The sequence below is a fragment of the Xenorhabdus griffiniae genome, from assembly GCF_001028135.1.
Classification (GTDB): domain Bacteria; phylum Pseudomonadota; class Gammaproteobacteria; order Enterobacterales; family Enterobacteriaceae; genus Xenorhabdus; species Xenorhabdus bakwenae.
On the sequence record NZ_LDNM01000020.1, the window covers coordinates 23,694 to 43,140 of the forward strand.

A 19,447-nucleotide genomic window follows, 5' to 3' on the forward strand; every position below is an offset into this window, starting at 1 on the left:
GTGCTCAGAGAGGCTATCATTCATTAAAAGGCACTAGTATCCTTAAACAAGCCTACTTTCAAATCAGTTGCAGTATAAATCAGTTTGCCATCGACCAGAACTTCACCATCAGCCAGGCCCATAATTAATTTGCGATTAATGACACGCTTGAGATTAATGCGATAGGTCACTTTTTTGGCTGTTGGTAATACCTGCCCCGTAAATTTGACTTCCCCAACGCCGAGTGCACGGCCTTTACCTTCTCCACCGATCCAGCCCAGGAAGAAACCGACAAGCTGCCACATGGCATCAAGGCCAAGGCAGCCGGGCATGACAGGATCATTAACAAAATGACAATCGAAAAACCACAGCTCAGGGTTGATATCGAGTTCAGCCTCGATATACCCCTTATTGTAAATCCCGCCGGTTTCTGTCATTTTCGTGACGCGATCCATCATCAGCATATTGCCAGAAGGCAGTGGTGGCCCATTTTCACCAAACAATTTACCCTGCCCAGAGGCTTGAAGTTCTTCTTTCGTGTAGGACTCTTGTTTTTTAAACATATTCACAGATAGCCTTATAATCGTGTAGGGCTAGAGAGTAGCGTACACTTGTACGCTCAACAACTCCGATCAGATAGTGATGGAGTTAATCTAGCCAGCGGAGAAACCAGGGAAGCCGGGGTCGTTCTTGAATATTAGCTTGGGCAATGCGTTCACATATCATAGCTAACAAGTGTTCTTTTTGTGGATCATAATAAGGGATCCCCGTTAACAATGATACAGCCTCAGAAACATGCTCAACTGGCCAAATATGAAATTGCTCATTTTTTACCGCATCAATAACATCTTGATTTAGGCACAAATGTTGAACATTTGTGGTTGGAATAATGACACCCTGACGACCGGTTAACCCCCGGTAGTGACATATACGGAAGAAACCCTCAATTTTTTCATTAACGCCACCGATAGGTTGGACATAACCAAATTGATCTACGGCACCAGTAACGGCAATTTGCTGGTCAATAGGTTGTTGTGACAAGGCGCTGATAAGGGCACACAATTCGGCGAGTGAAGCACTGTCTCCATCCACTTCACTATAGGATTGTTCAAATACAATCGAAGCAGAGAACGGTAGTGGTTGATCTAATTTCAATTCAGAAATTAAATAAGCCTGCATGATCATCATGCCTTTTGCATGAATATTGCCGCCTAATTCAACCTTGCGTTCTACATCGATAAATTCCCCATCCCCTAAGTGTGCAACACAACTGATACGGGAAGGTTCACCCATTGGTTCAGGATGGCCAGGATATTCGAGTACGGATAGCCCATTGATTTGACCGATAACTGAGCCTTGCGTGTGAATCAATATCTGGCCTTTCAGAATTTCATCTACGCTGCGTTCAGCCAAATAACCATGACGCCAGGTACGATTATCTTCCGCTTGTTGCAGGGAATGTCTGGTGATCTGCTTTTCCTGCTGATAATTAGCTGCGGCTGCCAATTTTTGCTGTATCCAAGGAAGATCCAGAGGTAACCGGAATTGATCTTCTGTGTAACGGGTAGCAAGTTTGATCAATTCAGGCCAGGCATCAGCACTTAATGGCGGCAAGTTTTGTTGCTGAATGATTCCATTAACGTACTGGCACCATATTGTGAGATCATCTTCTGCATGAAAAGGCATATCCAGCTCAAATTCGCCATACAATGCATTGCTTGTCAGCTCAGGTTCAATGGCCTGTAATTCTTCGAGACTGAGCCTGTCACCGACTAAAATCAGACGCAGATCCAATTCCATTGGCGGTATCGGCAATGGCAGGGAACGATTTTCATCGTGTGACAACCAGTCAAAACGGCGCTGAATAATCATCTGCTTGAGACGCACCCACATCAATGGCTGAGAAAGCAGGGTGCGCAGAGGCAAAATTAAAATTCCACCATTGACTTGATGGATAAGGCCTGGTTGTAGTTGAAGTATTCCTTGGTGCGTATAGACATTGCCAAATAATTGCTCTGGCTCAATCCACTCACGGTAAGCAACTCGTTCAGTTGGCGCAAAAGTACCTTCCCCTGAAGAGTGCAAGGTGATGGTTTGGTGCTCTATCTGGTAATAACCACCGATATTAGGGCAGCTCTCCGGCAGCAGGGAGGAAACAGTATTGGATAGAAGAGACAGATAAACATCACTTTCTTCTGCTTTCAGCAGCATAAAAGGTTGACGCAGGGAGGCCTGACAAAACAGGGATAACCCACTATGCAGCCTGGGTTGAGCCACATCCATTGTAATGGGGGACAATTCAGCGACAGAATTAAAGAGTGCCTGATAAGGCGCATTGTTTGGCTGTAATGCCTGCCAGTCTAGTTTTATATTCGTCAAGGTGATAGCTACATCATATAGTGAAAAGGGAATCATTTATTATACAAGATTAGGCAATGAACCAACATGCCAGAATTTTGAAAGAAACGACATTTGGGCCAGCGCTTTCATTGCTTGTAAGATATGCCAATATTCTGTGTTGTTATAGGCAATTTAAAGAAATAGTTGCTATGCTTGATTTAAGTTACGCTGTCACTGAGAGATGAAATGAAATATCAACAATTGGAAAATCTGGAATGTGGCTGGAAATGGGCTTATTTGGCAAAAAAACACCGTGAAGGTGAGCCGATTACTAAATACATTGAAAAAAGTGCAGCGCAAGATGCGGTCAATGAATTAATGTATTTAGAAAGCGAGCCAGTCAAGGTATTGAAATGGATTTCTTTACATATGAATCCAGATTTGTCTAACCGAATGAAGCAAACGATTAGGGCGCGACGTAAACGTCATTTTAATGCTGAACATCAACATTCGCGTAAGAAATCCATTGATTTGGATTTTCGTGTTTGGCAGCGGCTTTCAGCGCTATCCCGACGTCGTGGCAATACCCTGTCAGAAACCATCATACAGTTATTGGAAGATGCGGAATATCGGGAAAAGTATACTCACCAAATGTCGAGTTTGAAGCAGGATTTGGAAGCAATATTAGGGAAATAAGCCCACGATAGACAGATAAAAACCCCACTAAAATGGGGTTTTTATTGACTTGATGATAACGATATTACTGAACCGCATTGGGTTGAGTGGTCACTTCAGTCGTGCCCTGAATATTAATATCTACACGACGATCTGGAGCCAGGCAGTCGATAAGTTTAGTGCGAACTTTAATTTTGTCACAGATAGAACCAGTAACAGGATTGTTCTTACCGCGACCTTCAGCCTGAATGCTATCTGCTGGGATGCCTTTAGCAACCAGATAATCTACGACGGACTGAGCACGTTTCTGAGATAATGGCAGGTTGTAATTTTGGCTGCCGATGCGGTCAGTGTAACCGAGTACCAGAACCTTGCCCTGCGTTGGGTCGATTTTAGCCAGTTCGTTATAAAGGTTGTCCAGTTCTTGTCTACCTTCTGCTTTCAGTGTTGATTTGTTGAAATTGAACAGAACATCAGAGCGCAGAGTAAAGCTCTTATTTTCAACGACAGGCACTGGCACAACAGGAGGTGCTACTGGTGCAACGACTGGCGCAGCTTCATCCTGACCGAAACGGTAAGAAACGCCAACGCTCAACAGGCCGTTATCTGGACGGGCACCAACGGTAGTGGCATGACCGATATTGTTAACCCACTGGTAGTCCAAACGGGTTGCCAGATTTTTGGTCAATGCGTATTCGACGCCAATCGCGGCCAGAGGAGAAACACCTGTGTCGTCGTTTTTCAGTCTACGCTGGTCTTTTTCACCCGTTCCAGCGATTGCATTGGCATTATAGGTTGCAGAAGAGTCTGCACGCCATATCATACCGCCAAGGCGAGTATAAACGTCCAGATTGTCCAGCACTGGGTAACTCAGTTTCGTGGTCAGCTGAATACCTTGGGCACGGAAAGCGCCATTATCGGTGCTGCCTTTATAAGCTATGCGACCTAACCAATCGTAACCCAGTTCAAAACCTAAGTATGGGGTTGCTTGGTAACCGACATAAGCACCCGCACCTAGCTGACTTTTATGGGTAGAGCCGTTACCAATCCGGTTATCATAACCATTACCGTAGAAATTTACGTCATGGTATTGAGACCAACCCAGTTTAGCACCGGTATACCAGGTGTTGTCCTTTGGAGCTGCTTGAGCAGCAGTTGCGAAAGTTGCTACTGCCACTGCTACTGCGATAGCTGTCTTTTTCATTTTACGCCTCGTTATCATCCAAATAGGCAATTGGCTTTAAAAGCCTTATTGTTAGCCACTGGTTAAAATGTTCTGTTAGGTAACTGTGCTTTTATCAGAAGATGTGTTCTGAAATATAAGAGCGGTAAGCACAACTCCCTAAACTGTGTAAAGTCTACAACGAAGTTAAAAAGTTACAAGTGCACTGTGACTCATGGCGCAAAAAATTAATTATTGACTGACAAAAAATAAGTATTTTTGACCAACATTTACAATGTTTACAGTATTAATATATTGATTTTCATTACAAACAATAATAACTATCAACGAATAGCTTAATTTTTCATAAAAAATATTGGGATTAATCCTAATTTAACTCAATGATAATAATCAGAATGAATTTGTAGCTTATTCGCTTGTGTAATAAATGGATGTGATAAATTTTGTGGTCGCATAATAAAACCGAGGGTAATACCCTTTTGAGCAGCGATTTGTAGCGTATTTAATTGATATTCTGATAACTCCGGCAACCAACCCAATACAACACTATAATTGCCGCTTGCCAACGCTTTTTCCATAGCACTAATTGAAGCAATAGGATGGATTTGGTTTAGTTGAACAATTTTATTTAAAGGAAGCCCGGCATCGATTAACCATTGGCGATTTAACCGCTTATTAGGATTTACCCAAAGTAACCATCGATTTTCTTTTCCAGACTGGTGCAATAAAGGAAGAAGAATGTGATTAATGACAGGCTGGTGTTCATTGTAAACCAGCTCACTGACCATGCCTTTTATCGTGTGTGAAGTGCATTGAAGTGGTTCCACAAAAGACACTCTTTTCATGGTCATCCCAACCACTTTTTTGTCTGTTTTATGTTCGTTCACGGTTGTGTTAGCAGCTGCTGTTGTTTTCTCAGTGAGATATGCCCACGCTGATCGAATGCTCATAATGTTCCCCGTCATAACAAGCTGTATATATATACAGTATAACGATATTTGATTAAAAGCAAGTCTCTTTTTTTCAAAGCGCTTCGCAAAAATTTACAGAAATTAGGATTTTTATGCCTTAACGATTGGCAGTTGGAAATAGATTGCGTATGGTTTTAATTAATTGTTCTGGTTATCTATTTTATTAACAGAAGGCATGATCAAACATTACTTTGGAATGTGATTCATGGAGTGATAAAAAATGTTTTTATCTGGAGCTAGTTTTGTTCAATTGCAGCATGGTGTATCTTCACTGGGAAAGCTTAAGAAAAAATCTCAATTTGGCGGCATTGGATTGTTAATTGATGATGTTTTATTTGCCATCAGTTCTGATGGAGAGCTTTATTTACGAGGGAATAGTCACGCTGAGGTACTATTTAAAGCCAGGGGAATGGAAAAATTTATTTATTTAAAAAGAGGAATACCTGTGACTTTGCGGTATTACCGTGTTAATGAATCACTTTGGCAGGATCAAAAACAATTATTTGAGTATGTCAATTTAGCCTACCAATACACAATGAAAGAAATGATAAATAGGCAAAAAATACCTCTTAGGCTTAAAGATCTTCCTAATTTAGGGATCGCTTTAGAAAGGCAATTATGGAAAGTGGGTATTTCTAAAGTAGAAGAATTAAGAATATTGGGGGCAAAAGCAACTTACCTTAAACTCCAGCAGCATAGGAAAAAAACAAATGTCAGTTTGTTGCTTGCATTAGCAGGTGCAATAGAAGGGTGTCATGTTGCAGTATTACCAGAAAAATTACGTGACGAATTAATTAACTGGCACAGCGAGCTGGTCCACGATAATTCAGATAATCATCCATAATAAGTAAAATATAGTGAATAGGGGCGTTAGCCCCTACTATTTCCGTTTCATGCAACGGCTGAAGATTTTGGAGTAACTTTCTTTTCTATAATAGATTGAATTGTATGGCTTAATATAGCCGGGTCATAGACAAAATCATTCAGAGGGATATGATGAACATAAGCAATAGCAGACAGGCCTTTTAGTAAATGGCTGGCAGAGTTATCAAAGGGTTTTTCGGTGACTAATATGATTGGGCGTCTTAAGGCGGAAGCCCAACCCAATTCAATATGAGTACCATCTGTTCTCATTAGTTGTTTCTGTTGTGGACAGACAGGCAAAATGGCAACGAAAATGTCACATTGCTCCATCCATTGGCGATCCCGTTGGGAGACTTCTTCTGGAGTAAATAAGTGCGTTGTTCCGCCGAATTGTTCTGTACGATGGGCCGAAAAAACTTCTGCACCAAGTGATTCCAGATGGTGAATAGCAGATTTAATGTGAACTTGTAAATTAGTGTCTAATACCCTTAATTTCAATGCATGTTGGATAGGGCCACCAACAAATACTTTAACATCAGAAAATATTATGGACATAGAGCCGCCTCTTATGGAAATAAGTTTTAATATTTATACCAATCCAACTTCAGGATGCATGTTATATTTCCCCGATGCGTGGGGAAATATAATGCCTCGCATCGTCTTGCGGATTGCAACTTGAAGTTTATCGAGTATATGAATAGATGATAATAATTTATTTCTTTATACAGATATTAAAAATGATTATCGGAATAAATGATATTCTCATTGTTGTATTATATCATAAGTTATGATTGTGTATTATATTTTTTGATTGGATGCCCTATTTTCAATGTAATCAGCAATAATATCATCTGAATTATTTTGAAAAATGTCATGACAAGAATTAGTGTTGTTTTTTTCTTTTTCAAGAAATTGACTTATCTTATTTATAGCCCGTTTTCGTTCTTTAGGGTTATTAATGAATAAGTTATTGCATTTTTTAATTAATGCTAATCCGTCTTTCTCTGGTAGATATGGGGGGATATCAGGATAACCATATTCCGGTTGCCATAAGAAACCGTATTCCTGACGATAATAATTTTGTAGATACACAGCTAATTGTAATTGCTGACTATAGTTTTGTGGTGGTAAGAAAAAAACATCTTTATTGAGAGCGACGCATTCATAAAATGTTGTCAGACCAGGATTGGCTAATACCTTACGGGCACGGTGTAATTTTTGCAGAAAATCATGTCTTGAAAAACAGCCAATATGAATATGAGGATGCGTTTTGGCAAAAATTTCTGCCAAATTTACGATAGTTTTACCTCCTCCTGCAATAGTAATGTTGGTTTCATTTTGCAGATAGGGAATAGACAATAACTCTTCGAGGAAATGATAATAAAAATCTGTGGTATCGGCGTAGACTGTATCAATACCACCAAGAGTAATTAATATCCCTTCTGGAGGATGATCATCCATTATGCATTGTTGCAGAGAATTGTGAAGAATTGGTGGAATAACTTGATAATCACCAAGCTTATCATGGAATCGCTCAATATTACGTTCTATTCCATGAAAGTCTTGAATAAATGTTTTTTCAGTTTTGTGCAGGTCAACATGAAGATCATCCCACATCCAAAATAGTGTGTCGATATAGATAATGGATGGATTAAGCGTTGAAACGAAATCAATCGAGTTAAGGTTAGTATTAATGATATACAAACTTGCACCAGAAATAAGCTCAGAATAGCGTGAAAGTTCTGTAACTGAAGTGGTATCACATTCATAAATTTCATCAAACAGGCCGGATTTCTCACCTAATTGAGAAGAAGTCAGTGTGCCTAATAAAATAAATTTAGTGTCCGGCGTTAATTTATTCCGACGCTTTAATCTCTCCACCACATTTAACGTGGTGGATATTGGGCCAAAACAGAAGGGATCGGCGTCAAAAATAATATATGGCATATTTTTTAACATATTGCTCTCTCATAAAGGAATATTTACATTTTCTATATCAAATTGTTTAGTATAGGGACAATATAAAAAGGTACTACCATGGAGGTTATTAAGATGTAATCGGCCAGAAAGATTGAGATTATTTGTCATTAAATGAGCTAAGAAAATATTGTGTAAATTTTGGTGGGAGATAATAATCCGCATAGAAGACATCGAGAGTTCATCGCCAATTTGCATAATAAAACGATGAATTCTATCAGCTGCGTCGGTCACTTGTTCTGAATCTTTGAAAGGGGAATCAAGGGGGGTATACAGTAACCGATAAGCATAATCTTCACCGTAGCGATGCGGAATATCTGCCAGTTTCAGGCCAATAAGCTCTTTTGGAAAGAATTCACAAAGTGCATCAGTTTCTTGTATTGAACAAGATTGATATGCTGAACTGAGTGCTCTGGCCGTTTCAAGCGCCCGACGTTGAGGTGAGGTATAAATATTTTGCCACGGCAGTTTCCCCAATATTCGTCTACCAATTTTTTCAGCCTGTTTGATTGATGTGGCATCAAGAGCGATCACATTATCTTCAGGGCAGTAATCGAGATGGTCAAGCGGGATAATTTGTCCATGTCTGATCCACAGTATCTTTAAGGGGGGAATGGGACCATTGTAGTGTATGCGTCCCTCTATTTGATGGCTTGAAAGTCCATGAGATTGCCAAAAAAAGGTGGCATTTTTTCCTGTATCTGTCTCCAGATGAACATGTGTGGCACCGTGGCGACGTCCCCATTGCAACATGGCATGCCATAATCCATAACCCAGTTTCTGGCGCTGATATTCATCCCTGATATAAAATTCAGCAATATTCAGGGTCACTTTCCCTTCCCGTTCAAGATACACATTGGCTAATCCCGCTAATTGCCCGGCATTTAGCAACAAAAACAGCCCCCTGTCACCTTGCAGGATGCGTTGTTCAAGGATAGTATGATTTTCCTTTGCAATCACCTCTTCTGGTTGATCCCCAAAGACTTCTGGCCAATGGCGTTGAAAATATTCTCCATAAAGATGAAGAAATGAATTCCACAAGGGAGATTGAGGGGTAACTTGTTTGAGTTCTAACATATTACTGACTCCATTCAACTCTTGGTGAACTAAACATCAACATCACTTTCTCACACCATTGATGATAATTTAAGCTGGAATACGCTTTTTCTTGTCGGGGGTTGGCGAGTAACGGCTGAACCAGGCCCTGATGTTTAAGTAATGTTTGCAGGGAGGGAGAACATTTCTCCCAATTTAATACGGTACGGTAGGGGCTTGATTGGTAAGACGCGTACAGTGAGACGTTGTGGATATCATCTTCAATAAAGTGAGATTGCAGATGCTTTCTCAATACCGCGAATTTTTCTTCGGCTGCGGTATAAAAGGCAGTCAAAATATTTCTGACAGCAGCGGGAATATGCTCTCTGTTTGTGAGACGAAGACGCAATGCTCCACCGGTACTGAGAAGTTTATTGCCGTTGAAAGAATAATAAGCGGCATGAACATGCGGGAGTTCCTGTAAACACTCTTTCCTGCCATAACCCTGAGAAAGATCCAGAAATACATAAATATTGTGGTTGCTTTGAATTTCTCGCAAAAATTCTCTGCATCCTGGGTCGATATAACCTAAAGGATGGGCGAGAAGTATGGCACATGGTTGTGGAAGAGAGTTTAGCATTGCCATCATAGCCTGGATATCCGCTTGCAAAATCATGCTGGCTTGTTCTGGCGATAAAACAGGATAGAAAAGTGGCTGCCAATTGGCTGCGTAAACAGATTCAACCATGCTTTGACATATCCACTCTGGCATCAGGCAATAGCCCTGACCTGCCACGGCCTGCAGATCTTCGCGGAAAAAACGCCGGACTGAACAGCCAGAGTTCATGATATTGTCCAGCGACATGATATCTTGCTGAGACGGTATACCTTGCAAAGCGAGTAGGTTGCGGTGAGATATCATGGTGTGATCCTGAGATGAAGACGCTCAATATATTGATTGGCTAACTGGTCATAGAATTCATTTTCTCTGCCCCACAGATCAAGCTGAAGGCCAGTATAAGGGCAATAGAGCGTTTCCAGATGACTAATCAGGCAATGGATCCCCATTAATTTTTCTCTACCCAGATAGCTACAACCCCATTTAGCGGCATACCATTGACCGGCACCGTTATTTATCATCAATGACCAGGCACCAGGAGTACCTTTATCGTCATAAGTGACTGCCAGATGATAGTGGTGACTGTTGGATAACAGGCCAGGGAGATATTGGAGGTCTTCACGGTTCAGGCTGCGCATATCACTTTGTTGAGTGGTTTTCCAGCCTTTGGCGTCCACATACAGCGCATCTTGCCACAATTGCTCAGTTTGACCCGAGGTACTGTAACGTGTGACAGTAGGGTGGGTGCGTGCTTTCTTAAGACTGCGTTTTAATCGTGTTGAGTGCTGGATCAAAAAGTCAGCGACTGTTGTTTCAGGCGGTATGTTGACAATGGGGGCTGACCATTGGCTTTCTTCATGACACTGCAAACCGTGCTGTTGCGCTAAATCATGCAGGCAGAAATAGGCGCGGGATTTTGCGTTCAGATACTTAAATAAAACAGGTTGCCGCTGTAAAAAAGAGCGTAATTCTTTTTCTTCTTGAGCCGTAAAAGTAAAATCGAAGAACGTATTGCTTTGCCACTGTTGCTGGCCTTCTTGCCAGACCAGATCAACATGCTCAAAACGCCTGAATTCAGGGTAACGTAATGCGGTTCCTAAACGCCATAAATGAGAAGTCGTTGGATTGGCAAGAGGGACAATTGATTCAGGTTGCATAATTGCCTGGCTTATCAGCGCCACAATACTGTCTGGAGAATATTCCGTACTATCAAGCACAATTTCATGAGGGACATTGTGCTTCCACAAACTATCCTGAACGACTTCTTTAATACGGGAAACTGGTAAACGATCTTCTACAGCTCGTTCCTGATTACGGGTAATCAGCGTTGGCTCCTGCGCAACGAGCCGATAATGCAGAATTCGGACACCTTTTTGCGTAAATAGGGAGTGGATAGCGTCAATTTCTTCAGGATAAATGAATACGCCATCCAGAATGATCAAGTCACTGCCCGCATCAAGGCAATCATCAGCAACCTTTAACAACCGCAAGGTATCTTCCATGATGATTTTTAGTGTCAGGTATGTTCTTGGTTCAACAAAATGATGAAAAGTATCCCACGGTAAATAGGAGACAGTTAGCCCCTGCGCCAGCATGACATCTTTCAAGTGGTTGCACGTTGTGGATTTACCACTTGCCGGTGTTCCTCTAATGACAACAACAGTTTTATGCTTCATTACCTAATACCTTTAATTGCCAGCCTCGCATGATATCGGCAATAGAATGCTGATTAAAGACGGTTTGATAATAATCATCATGACCAATTTTAGCGGCCCGATGCATAATCTGTTTTGCGGTGAGACGTAACTCGATTTTATGATTGCTGTTACCCAAACACATTTCCTTTCCTTGTGTATTTGGTGGCGGGGTGTAGAGCAATATATTGCAATTCTGCCCAATGGCATGATAGTAAATCTGGATGGCTTTTTGTTGCGTGGTATTTTCCACAAACAGCGTTTGCTCTGGAGGAATTTCAAGCGCTGTGCTGAGGAATTCGGGGGTATAAAGGGTAATGTTGCGGTAATACACATCCAACATCATCTGTTCTTCGTCTGTTCCCTGTGGATAAGTGGCGTCCGGTTTTTTGGCGTAGAGACCATATAGCATTGAGGTTGGCAACACGGTTTTGATGTGAGGAACCCATTGATCAATATGCTGGCGGATCTTATCTTCGGAGGTATCCACCCAATAGATTGGGGGTAAAGGGATATTCAGCTGCGCCAAAGTATAAACGATGCCGGCTTCTAACCATTCTCTCATTGTTTTGTGGTTAGCTTGCTGAGGGTCAAAATGCAATAAGTCGGCCATCATGATTGCTTCATGGGATTGAAAATAGAGATAAACAGGAGCATTGTGCTGCGAAGCGATGATTGTTGGCAGCACAGAATCGATCAAATCTTGTAGTGAAAGTCGGGCTGGTACACCTTTTGCGTAACAGATACAAGAACCCCCCAACACATATTGGACAGGCTGGTTATTCCCGTTGAGTTGGGTGAAAAAATTATTGTCTAATATCATGACAGGTTTCCTTCCATCGCCCACTGTAAGACATTTTCGTAAGTCGCATTATCAATAGGTACAGGCAGGCAAATACGGTCACTCAAGATGACTTTATGTTTCTCTAATGCTGATACAGGGAGTGGACTTTTTTGTAGAGTCCAGGGAAAACGGTCAGAGTAGGGGGAAAGCTGATTTTTTATAATCGGATGGTTAGCCAGATCCCAGGCTTGCCAATCATATAGTAGTGTTGAATTGAAGCGATCTTTGGGCAATTTGCTGCGTTTTAACCAGACAGAAACGGGTATCGTTCCTTCCGGGCGTGCAGTGATCCAATCTGTGGGTAAATATTGCAGGATTGCTTGATAACGCTCTGTTAATAAGGCGCGGAACTGTTCAATATTTTCCAATTGATTAATCAGTAACGCAGCTTGGATTTCATTGAATTTATTATTGTCACCAAAACCAATACTATTGCTCCAATCTGGATAGCCCTCTGCGGTACGTTCAGCACCGTGGTCAGTCATCATGCAGGCATTAATGAATAGAGAATTATTTTTGGCAATCAGTAAACCTCCCTCACCGCTACTGATTAATTTATTGGCCTGAAAACTGAAACAGCCATATTCGCCAAATGTGCCTACAGGTTGATTTTGATAATTCACTCCCATCGCTTGTGCACAGTCTTCAATCAGGTACACATTATGTTGTTGGCAAATTTGGGCGATCTGAGCAATGGAAGCAGCAGTACCTTCCAAATGAACGGCAATGACAGCCAGAGGTTTGGTATCCATTTGATTTATTGTCTTGTTTAATGCCTCTGGACACATCATGCCAGTGTCATCGACATCAACAAGAACAGGGATTAATCCGCAACTGAGTACGGCATTGGCAGTAGCGATAAATGAGATGGAGGGAATGAGTACCCATTGCCCTATTTGGGGCCTAAGCCCAAGCAAAGCCGCTTTGAGCGCGACAGTACCATTTGTCAGTAGGATGGCATGTTGGGTATGCAGAATATGTTGTAACAGCCTTTCCGCCTGACGACAATATTGGCTCTCTGTGGCATATCTAAACACCGCTTTATTATCAAGAACGGTTTGCAAGCGGTATTGTATATTATCAGCAATTTTGGCATTACCGAGGTAAGGTCTAAGATATGACATATTATAATCCTAATAATCAATATTTTTGTTAATATCACCTGTGCCAATGATGGGTTGGAGCAGATACTTTATTCATTTGAATGATTAAATAAACAGCTATTGCAATCAGAAAAAGTATAGAGAAACCGGCCACAGGTAAAAAAGATTGTGTGGAACCAGGCGCAATGGATACGGTGATTGCAGCTATTGGGAATGAAAAGTTCATTGTGATCTGAAATAAAGAAAATAGACGACCTTGATGCATTTCCAAACCCTGTTGATAAATGGTTTTGGTAATTAAGATATTGAAATAAATTATTGCGATGTTATAGAGCAAATAGAAAAACGCCTTCGCATAAAAAATGGGTAGCTGAAAAAAAAGAATACCAAATATAAACAGACCAATAAATATTGAAATGGGATAACGTTGGATACGATTATCAATGCTTGTTTTATTGAGTAATGTTGTACAGAAAATGGGTATCAGGGCACTGAGTAAATAGAATAGAGTGACCAATCCATAACTTTCATTCGCCAAACTTTCCATAACAACAACAGGGAGTGCCACCATCAAAAATGCATTGGCAAAAATTGTAAAGACAATGGCAATGGCAAATGTCTTATAATAGCTTTGCCGAAATACAGCACGTAACCCAACGGATAACTGAGATTTTTTCCCTGCTGTCCGTTTTATCTGCATTTTTATCATAAGATAACAGACATAAAAATAAGGCAACAGAGAAAATAATTTGATAGTCACAAGCGTATCTATCCCTTGAGTAATTCCCAGTAAAGCACCAAATCCAGGGCCAATAGCTGAAATAAGCGATGTAGCAATAACAATATAGAGAGAAACATTCAAATGCTTGCCACCTTGTTGTTCTGTCCAGTCATTAAGTTCGTGCCAGGCAACACGTGACCATGGAATTTCATAGGCAAAAAGAAATTCCAACAATGAGATAAATAGAAGCAACATAATGGGAGAAAATGCTATTTTACTCAATAATAAGATTAATAATAACAGTGTGCTAAGTATTTCAATTAATAATATAAAAATACGAAATTTCCAAATGTCTGTTGAATAGTCAATTTTATAGCCCCATAACAAAGCGCCAATGGAGGTAAATAAAAATATGATCCCCATATTGGCATAATAGTATGTCATTGGCGTGCCCTCAGATAATAATATATAGGGGTATCCGACGGCAAGAATGCTGGAGCCAACGCCATTAATAAATAAAGAAATAAGAAACAGATATCTTATCATCGTATTAATCTTGTTTTATGGTTGTGTAATGAAATTTATTATTGTAATTGTTTAAATACTTCAGACAGTCATGTTCATTGTTGGCAGAGCAAATAATATACCCCATTTTTTCAGTGTAATGGGTGTTGGAAAAATAACAGCCCGTTTCAGCATATTGCTCCCATTCAATCACATGCTCATCAATAATTTTTTTTATAGGCGTTATGGATTTTACTTCTCCAATCGGCGGGTTAAAAATGATCATCCCAATGCAACTGAGATCAGGGTTATCTATGGAGAAAGCAGGCTCTTTGCCAATCGAAGCAGGAGAAATTAATGCATTGATAAAGACATCAAAGGCATGCTTGCTATAGGCTTGCGCATGAAGGTCGAATAGTCTTAGCCCTGGTGGGCGTGATGCGGTTTCGCAAAGTAGGAGGTTACCGGTATTTTCTTCAATGAAAATTTCAGTATGAGTAAAACCGTATTCGAGATTGAATGTCTGCAATACCCGGTGGTTAAATTCAAACAACCTATGGCTATCTGGAGAGTCTGGCAACATAGTATGCCACATAAAATGGTCAGGTTTGGTTTGATCGGAAGAGAGTAATGAACAGGCGTAAACGCCGATGCCTTGATAGATAACCTTATGTTGAAATACTGCGGCATCAACATGTAATAATCTGCCCTGGATTTTTTCTTCAACGAGATACTCTTCTGGCGCATCCAGTTTCTGTAATGCACAAAGCAAGGAGGTGCGATCGGGATGCTCGGTCACTCCCATCGATCCCCAAAATGAGCGGGGCTTTACAATAAAACCGACCTGGTTGCCTTTATGTTTGGCAGAATTCTCAACGGATTCAGTAAAGACCTCGAACTGTTCAGGTGAGTTGAGTATTTCCGATGCCAGTGTGAATCTGGGACAAAATAGCCCACGCGCACTGGCAGTTTTCCGCATTATCCATTTATCTCTGAATGATCGGGCTACATCAATGATGTGGGTATCCTGGTTAATATGAGCAGCGATAGCGGCCATCAATTCAACATGAAGCTCAGAAAATGCCATAAAATAATCGATATGAATTGGCGCGGTAAGAATTGATAGTGTCCCTTTGACCTGTTTCAGTGCTTCTATTATTTTTTTACCGGCGTGGTTAGCTAACGGATCATCAATCACGATATATGCTAGTGCTAAAGAGCAATCCGTTGAATCCAGCCATTTTTTCTTGACCAACAGAATAAGATTTAAATGATGTTGATAGCCGAGTTGAACAAAACGTTCACTATCTTTGATATCCGGCATACAGAAAATAGTTGGCTTCCCGCGATAAAAACGAGCCTGATTATTGATATGTATTTCTGGAGACATCTTTTTACCTTAATCTATTAGCAGGATCACAGCCTTTAATGCAATCGCAAGTAATTACGGGATACATTTTTTTACGGAACAGTGAGAACTTATCACCATGCCAAATATCGGATAGTGAATTCTCCAGGATATTCCCCATAACATACTGCTCGGGGTTTGGCCGATACATCGTAGTGTCGCAAGGGTAGACCTTTCCTGTTACGGCATCAATAAATAGCGTTGTCAGGGGAATGGCACACGCTTTTTTACTGGATGCGTTATAATGCCCCATTTCAGCGCGGCAATAATCCTCTTCATTGCGGCCGAAAATTTCATAATTGGCATCCATAAATAAATGGCGTGAAATCTGTTTGCTTTCCAGTAAGGTATTTATTTTCTGCATAAATAACTTAATTTGGGCAGTATTTAAAAACAGCAAAGGATAATCCTTAATCGGAATAAGATTAACACCATCAACGCTCAGTTCGGCCATTTTAAGCAGGAATTTATCGATAGTGTCGTAATTTAATGAAGTAACAACATGATTGACGACAATAACAGAGCCTGGTATTTCTTGTTTAATATATTCCATGGCATCATAAAGATTGTTTGTTAACCAACGAATGCCTCGTGACTTGCCATTTTTTTCGGGTTCTACATGATCAATTGAGATATAAAATTTTCTGACAAGATGGCTCTTGTTTTGTACACGATTGAAGATCTTTTTTGATAAAGCAGTTCCATTGGTTGTAATGGAGATCGGTGTGTTTTTATTACAATCCAGAATAGTCAGAAAATCTTTTGATAAAAAAGCTTCTCCTCCATGAATATTGACTTCCTGAGGTGAGAGAGCCTCTAACTCTTGCCAAAGTCTAATCATGTCTATTTGTTTATCTGCATCAACCTGAGCGGTTTGCCATACATCGCAAAATTCGCAACGTGCATTACAAATATTATTTATGCGTATAAATGCATAGTTAAGCTTGGGGGTGGCAAAAAGCTTTTCCGGGTTCAGGCCAATAGGGTATTTAGCAATGGCAATTGTTTCTTCCATATCATTTTCCATTTGTTCATAAATTAAAAAGTGATAATTATCGCTATTGATAAAAATCAAATAAATATGATTTGTTGTTTTTTATAGATTTTCAACTCTACAGAAGTTTCATGTGTAATCAATATCAAAAACGAACGCTGATGATATTAATTTTTGTAAATGTCAACTTTATTGAAAATTGATGGGGTGTTTATTTATATACCAATCCAATTTCAGGATACGTGTTATATTTCACCGCGCAGCGGGAAAATATAAGGCCTCGCGTCGTCTTGCGGATTGCAACTTGAAGTTTATCGGGTATATATCCGGGGGCGATACGCCCCGGATATAACTGATTAGTGTGGCTCCTGCTCACTAAATTGTTTTTTTAAACAGACAATTTCCGGTAATAGTTCAATGAGCAACCCTATTTGTTGTAGTATAAGCTGGACTTTACTGTTACTTTCAGAAGGTATCAGATTAATTTTTTGTAACATCTTATTCACTGCGGCTTGCAATGTAGCATCATTCACCAGGCCTTGTTCTAATGTGGATTCAACATAACAGATTGCATTATTAAGAATTTTTAAGATTGCCGGATCGTTAAGTTTATCTCGATGGGCACCTAATGCAGAAATATAACTTAACATGGTGTGATTGAGGCATAGCAGACGAAAAGCGGCTTCTTGGGAGATTCGATAATTTTTGGGTTCCGATGCCATATTTGAGATCACTGATGCCAGTTCAGCATCACAATTGTGAGCTTCACGACGGGCGACCCGATAATTCAGGCTATTACTTTTACCCTGGTGGTATTGGATTAAAATTGCACTAAGATAGCGGCAATTCGCTCCCATTGTGCGGGTAATCACTTGAGGCAATTGACGGAACTTCCAGTCTGGCCAGATAAAACTAACAGCAAGTAAAGCAATACCACAACCTACTAATGTATCAATGATTCTTGGCAGTGCTACTTCAAACCCTTCGCCTAATAAATTAAAACTCAGTAATACCAGCAGCGTGATAAAGAGCGTTGCATGTGCATATTGGCTATTACGAAAGGCAAAGAACAACATGCCAGAAATAACAATCAACACTAATTGGCCTTCAATGGAGGGGACAAAATAGAGAATGGGCAGGCCAATTAAAATTCCCGTTAGTGTACCCATCACACGTAAGGCCAGACGGCGGCGAGTGGCGCTATAGTTCGGTTGGCAGACAAATAAACTGGTGAGCAAGATCCAATATCCACGCGGTAAATCAAATAGCTGAATAATGGCATAACCAGTACACAGCAAAACGGACATACGGATAGCATGGCGAAATAGGGCAGATTGTGGTGTCAGGTGACTTCTGATCCTAAGCCAGATATCACGCCAGCCAGTTAAAGCCTCCTCGGATAACTGTGTTTCTTCTTGTTTATCTTTTAGAACGGTGTTCTGAGAAAGAAGATATTGATCTGAACCCAGCCCGGCTAATTGGGCGTCAATGGCCCGTAAATTTTTCAGCAAATTATCAAATGCCATCATCTTAGTGTCAGTGCCTTGCTGATTTCTTAAACGCTCAATCGAACTTTCAAGGTAGCTGAATGCACTTTCAAACCGTGGGTTATGCTGATATTGCTTACGCAGGATAATAGATTGTGCAACCTGTTCACATGCCCGCGCTTGCATGGAAAGCAATCTCTGGACGCGGAACATAATATCGCTATGGCGAAACACGCCCCGTAGTTTTTGATATTGAACATGAGATGAACTGGCGCGTTCATGGATATCCTGGGCTACAAAATAATAATGCAATGTATGGCGAGTCCCCCGTTGTCCTCTGTCTCCCTTTAAACGACTTAACAAAGAACTTTTGGCATGATTGAACGTTGCGACTAATGCACTGTTCGCCATGGCAACATCAAACATTGATTGTTTATATTCCTCAGCCTCAGAATCGGGATCAAACAGGCTGTTTTTGGCATAGAGATACGCTGAAAGTTGCTGATAACAGCGTGCTAAATTTTCTTGCAAGGGGCGAATCGGAAAGAATAAATGGCCGGTTAACGTTAATAAGTTATACCAGATTGCGCCGGTAAGCAGTAATAAAGGCTGTTGATACCAGACAGGGAAAATTGACGAACCGAGCATGGTATAAATGGCGATGAGCAAAGCACCAAAAGCGATAGTGGCGTAACGTTGCCCTAATGCTCCAAGCAGAATAAAACCACAAGTGGATACGGCTAAACCAGGCATAAAAAGCCATGGATAAGGAAACAGCAATGTAATAGAAGCGGAAGCAACAAAGAAAGAAATTAAGGTAATGGTGAGGTTACGTAATCGGCCAACTAAACGGTCATCCAAATCGGTTAATGCTGCCGCAACAACACCCAGTAGCAGTGGAATGGTTATTTTGAGTTCTTCCCCTAATAACCAGGGAATAAGGGTGGTTCCTGTTAGTGCAATGAATATACGGATATAATAGAGGGTGTGACTGTTATACAGAAGATGACGGGAACTGGATAAAACCGTTAGCACAAAATACCCCTGGC

General features: G+C 40.7%; 17 protein-coding genes. 2 read left to right on the forward strand and 15 right to left on the reverse strand.

Translation table 11 applies throughout. From position 1 onward, the window contains the following. Positions 1–23: 23 nt before the first annotated feature. The gene (gene fabA, locus AAY47_RS06540; protein WP_047768084.1) at positions 24–542 is read right to left on the reverse strand and encodes a bifunctional 3-hydroxydecanoyl-ACP dehydratase/trans-2-decenoyl-ACP isomerase; all 519 of its coding nucleotides are present in this window, start codon (positions 540–542) and stop codon (positions 24–26) included. 85 nt (positions 543–627) lie between these two features. Continuing rightward, a complete protein-coding gene (locus tag AAY47_RS06545; RefSeq protein ID WP_047768128.1) occupies positions 628–2,358 on the reverse strand; it encodes an AAA family ATPase in 1,731 nt (576 codons plus the stop codon). Between the two features lie 207 nt (positions 2,359–2,565). On the opposite strand from AAY47_RS06545, the gene matP reads away from it, so the two are divergent. After that, positions 2,566–3,015 carry a macrodomain Ter protein MatP gene (matP, locus tag AAY47_RS06550; RefSeq protein ID WP_047768085.1) on the forward strand — a complete coding sequence of 150 codons (450 nt, stop codon included), beginning with the start codon at positions 2,566–2,568 and terminating at the stop codon, positions 3,013–3,015. 64 nt (positions 3,016–3,079) lie between these two features. On the opposite strand, the gene ompA is transcribed toward matP, so the two are convergent. Next, positions 3,080–4,198, reverse strand: a complete 1,119-nt coding sequence (gene ompA, locus AAY47_RS06555) for a porin OmpA (protein WP_047768088.1) — start codon at positions 4,196–4,198, stop codon at positions 3,080–3,082. A 356-nt stretch (positions 4,199–4,554) separates the two neighbouring features. Then, complete coding sequence (gene sulA / locus AAY47_RS06560) at positions 4,555–5,022, reverse strand: SOS-induced cell division inhibitor SulA (protein WP_419177432.1); 468 nt, start codon at positions 5,020–5,022, stop codon at positions 4,555–4,557. 346 nt (positions 5,023–5,368) lie between these two features. Between sulA and AAY47_RS06565 the strand changes: the two genes are divergently transcribed. Continuing rightward, positions 5,369–5,992, forward strand: a complete 624-nt coding sequence (locus tag AAY47_RS06565; RefSeq protein ID WP_047768092.1) for a TfoX/Sxy family DNA transformation protein — start codon at positions 5,369–5,371, stop codon at positions 5,990–5,992. A 47-nt stretch (positions 5,993–6,039) separates the two neighbouring features. On the opposite strand, the gene AAY47_RS20485 is transcribed toward AAY47_RS06565, so the two are convergent. From AAY47_RS20485 to yccS, 11 genes are all read right to left on the reverse strand, one after another. Continuing rightward, positions 6,040–6,567, reverse strand: a complete 528-nt coding sequence (locus AAY47_RS20485; protein ID WP_083446784.1) for a nucleoside 2-deoxyribosyltransferase — start codon at positions 6,565–6,567, stop codon at positions 6,040–6,042. A 243-nt stretch (positions 6,568–6,810) separates the two neighbouring features. Then, positions 6,811–7,971 carry a hypothetical protein gene (locus AAY47_RS06575; protein ID WP_047768094.1) on the reverse strand — a complete coding sequence of 387 codons (1,161 nt, stop codon included), beginning with the start codon at positions 7,969–7,971 and terminating at the stop codon, positions 6,811–6,813. 9 nt (positions 7,972–7,980) lie between these two features. Next, the gene (locus tag AAY47_RS19925; protein WP_053014215.1) at positions 7,981–9,066 is read right to left on the reverse strand and encodes a GNAT family N-acetyltransferase; all 1,086 of its coding nucleotides are present in this window, start codon (positions 9,064–9,066) and stop codon (positions 7,981–7,983) included. Between the two features lies 1 nt (position 9,067). Continuing rightward, positions 9,068–9,946: a hypothetical protein gene (locus AAY47_RS06585; protein ID WP_047768096.1), complete on the reverse strand. Its 879-nt coding sequence runs from the start codon at positions 9,944–9,946 to the stop codon at positions 9,068–9,070. Beyond that, positions 9,943–11,319 carry an AAA family ATPase gene (locus tag AAY47_RS06590; RefSeq protein WP_047768098.1) on the reverse strand — a complete coding sequence of 459 codons (1,377 nt, stop codon included), beginning with the start codon at positions 11,317–11,319 and terminating at the stop codon, positions 9,943–9,945. Before AAY47_RS06590 ends, AAY47_RS06585 begins: the two co-directional genes overlap by 4 nt. Then, complete coding sequence (locus AAY47_RS06595; RefSeq protein ID WP_047768099.1) at positions 11,309–12,160, reverse strand: hypothetical protein; 852 nt, start codon at positions 12,158–12,160, stop codon at positions 11,309–11,311. The genes AAY47_RS06590 and AAY47_RS06595 overlap by 11 nt, the downstream gene beginning before the upstream one ends. Then, positions 12,157–13,305 (reverse strand): DegT/DnrJ/EryC1/StrS family aminotransferase, encoded by a 1,149-nt coding sequence (locus AAY47_RS06600; protein WP_047768101.1) that lies wholly within the window; start codon positions 13,303–13,305, stop codon positions 12,157–12,159. Before AAY47_RS06600 ends, AAY47_RS06595 begins: the two co-directional genes overlap by 4 nt. A 34-nt stretch (positions 13,306–13,339) precedes the next feature. Further along, positions 13,340–14,449, reverse strand: a complete 1,110-nt coding sequence (locus tag AAY47_RS06605; protein ID WP_152669776.1) for a hypothetical protein — start codon at positions 14,447–14,449, stop codon at positions 13,340–13,342. A 106-nt stretch (positions 14,450–14,555) separates the two neighbouring features. Continuing rightward, a complete protein-coding gene (locus tag AAY47_RS06610) occupies positions 14,556–15,899 on the reverse strand; it encodes an ATP-grasp domain-containing protein (RefSeq protein ID WP_047768106.1) in 1,344 nt (447 codons plus the stop codon). A 4-nt stretch (positions 15,900–15,903) separates the two neighbouring features. Next, a complete protein-coding gene (locus tag AAY47_RS06615; RefSeq protein WP_047768108.1) occupies positions 15,904–16,932 on the reverse strand; it encodes a radical SAM protein in 1,029 nt (342 codons plus the stop codon). Between the two features lie 335 nt (positions 16,933–17,267). Continuing rightward, positions 17,268–19,433 carry a YccS family putative transporter gene (gene yccS, locus AAY47_RS06620; protein WP_047768109.1) on the reverse strand — a complete coding sequence of 722 codons (2,166 nt, stop codon included), beginning with the start codon at positions 19,431–19,433 and terminating at the stop codon, positions 17,268–17,270. Between the last annotated feature and the right edge of the window lie 14 nt (positions 19,434–19,447).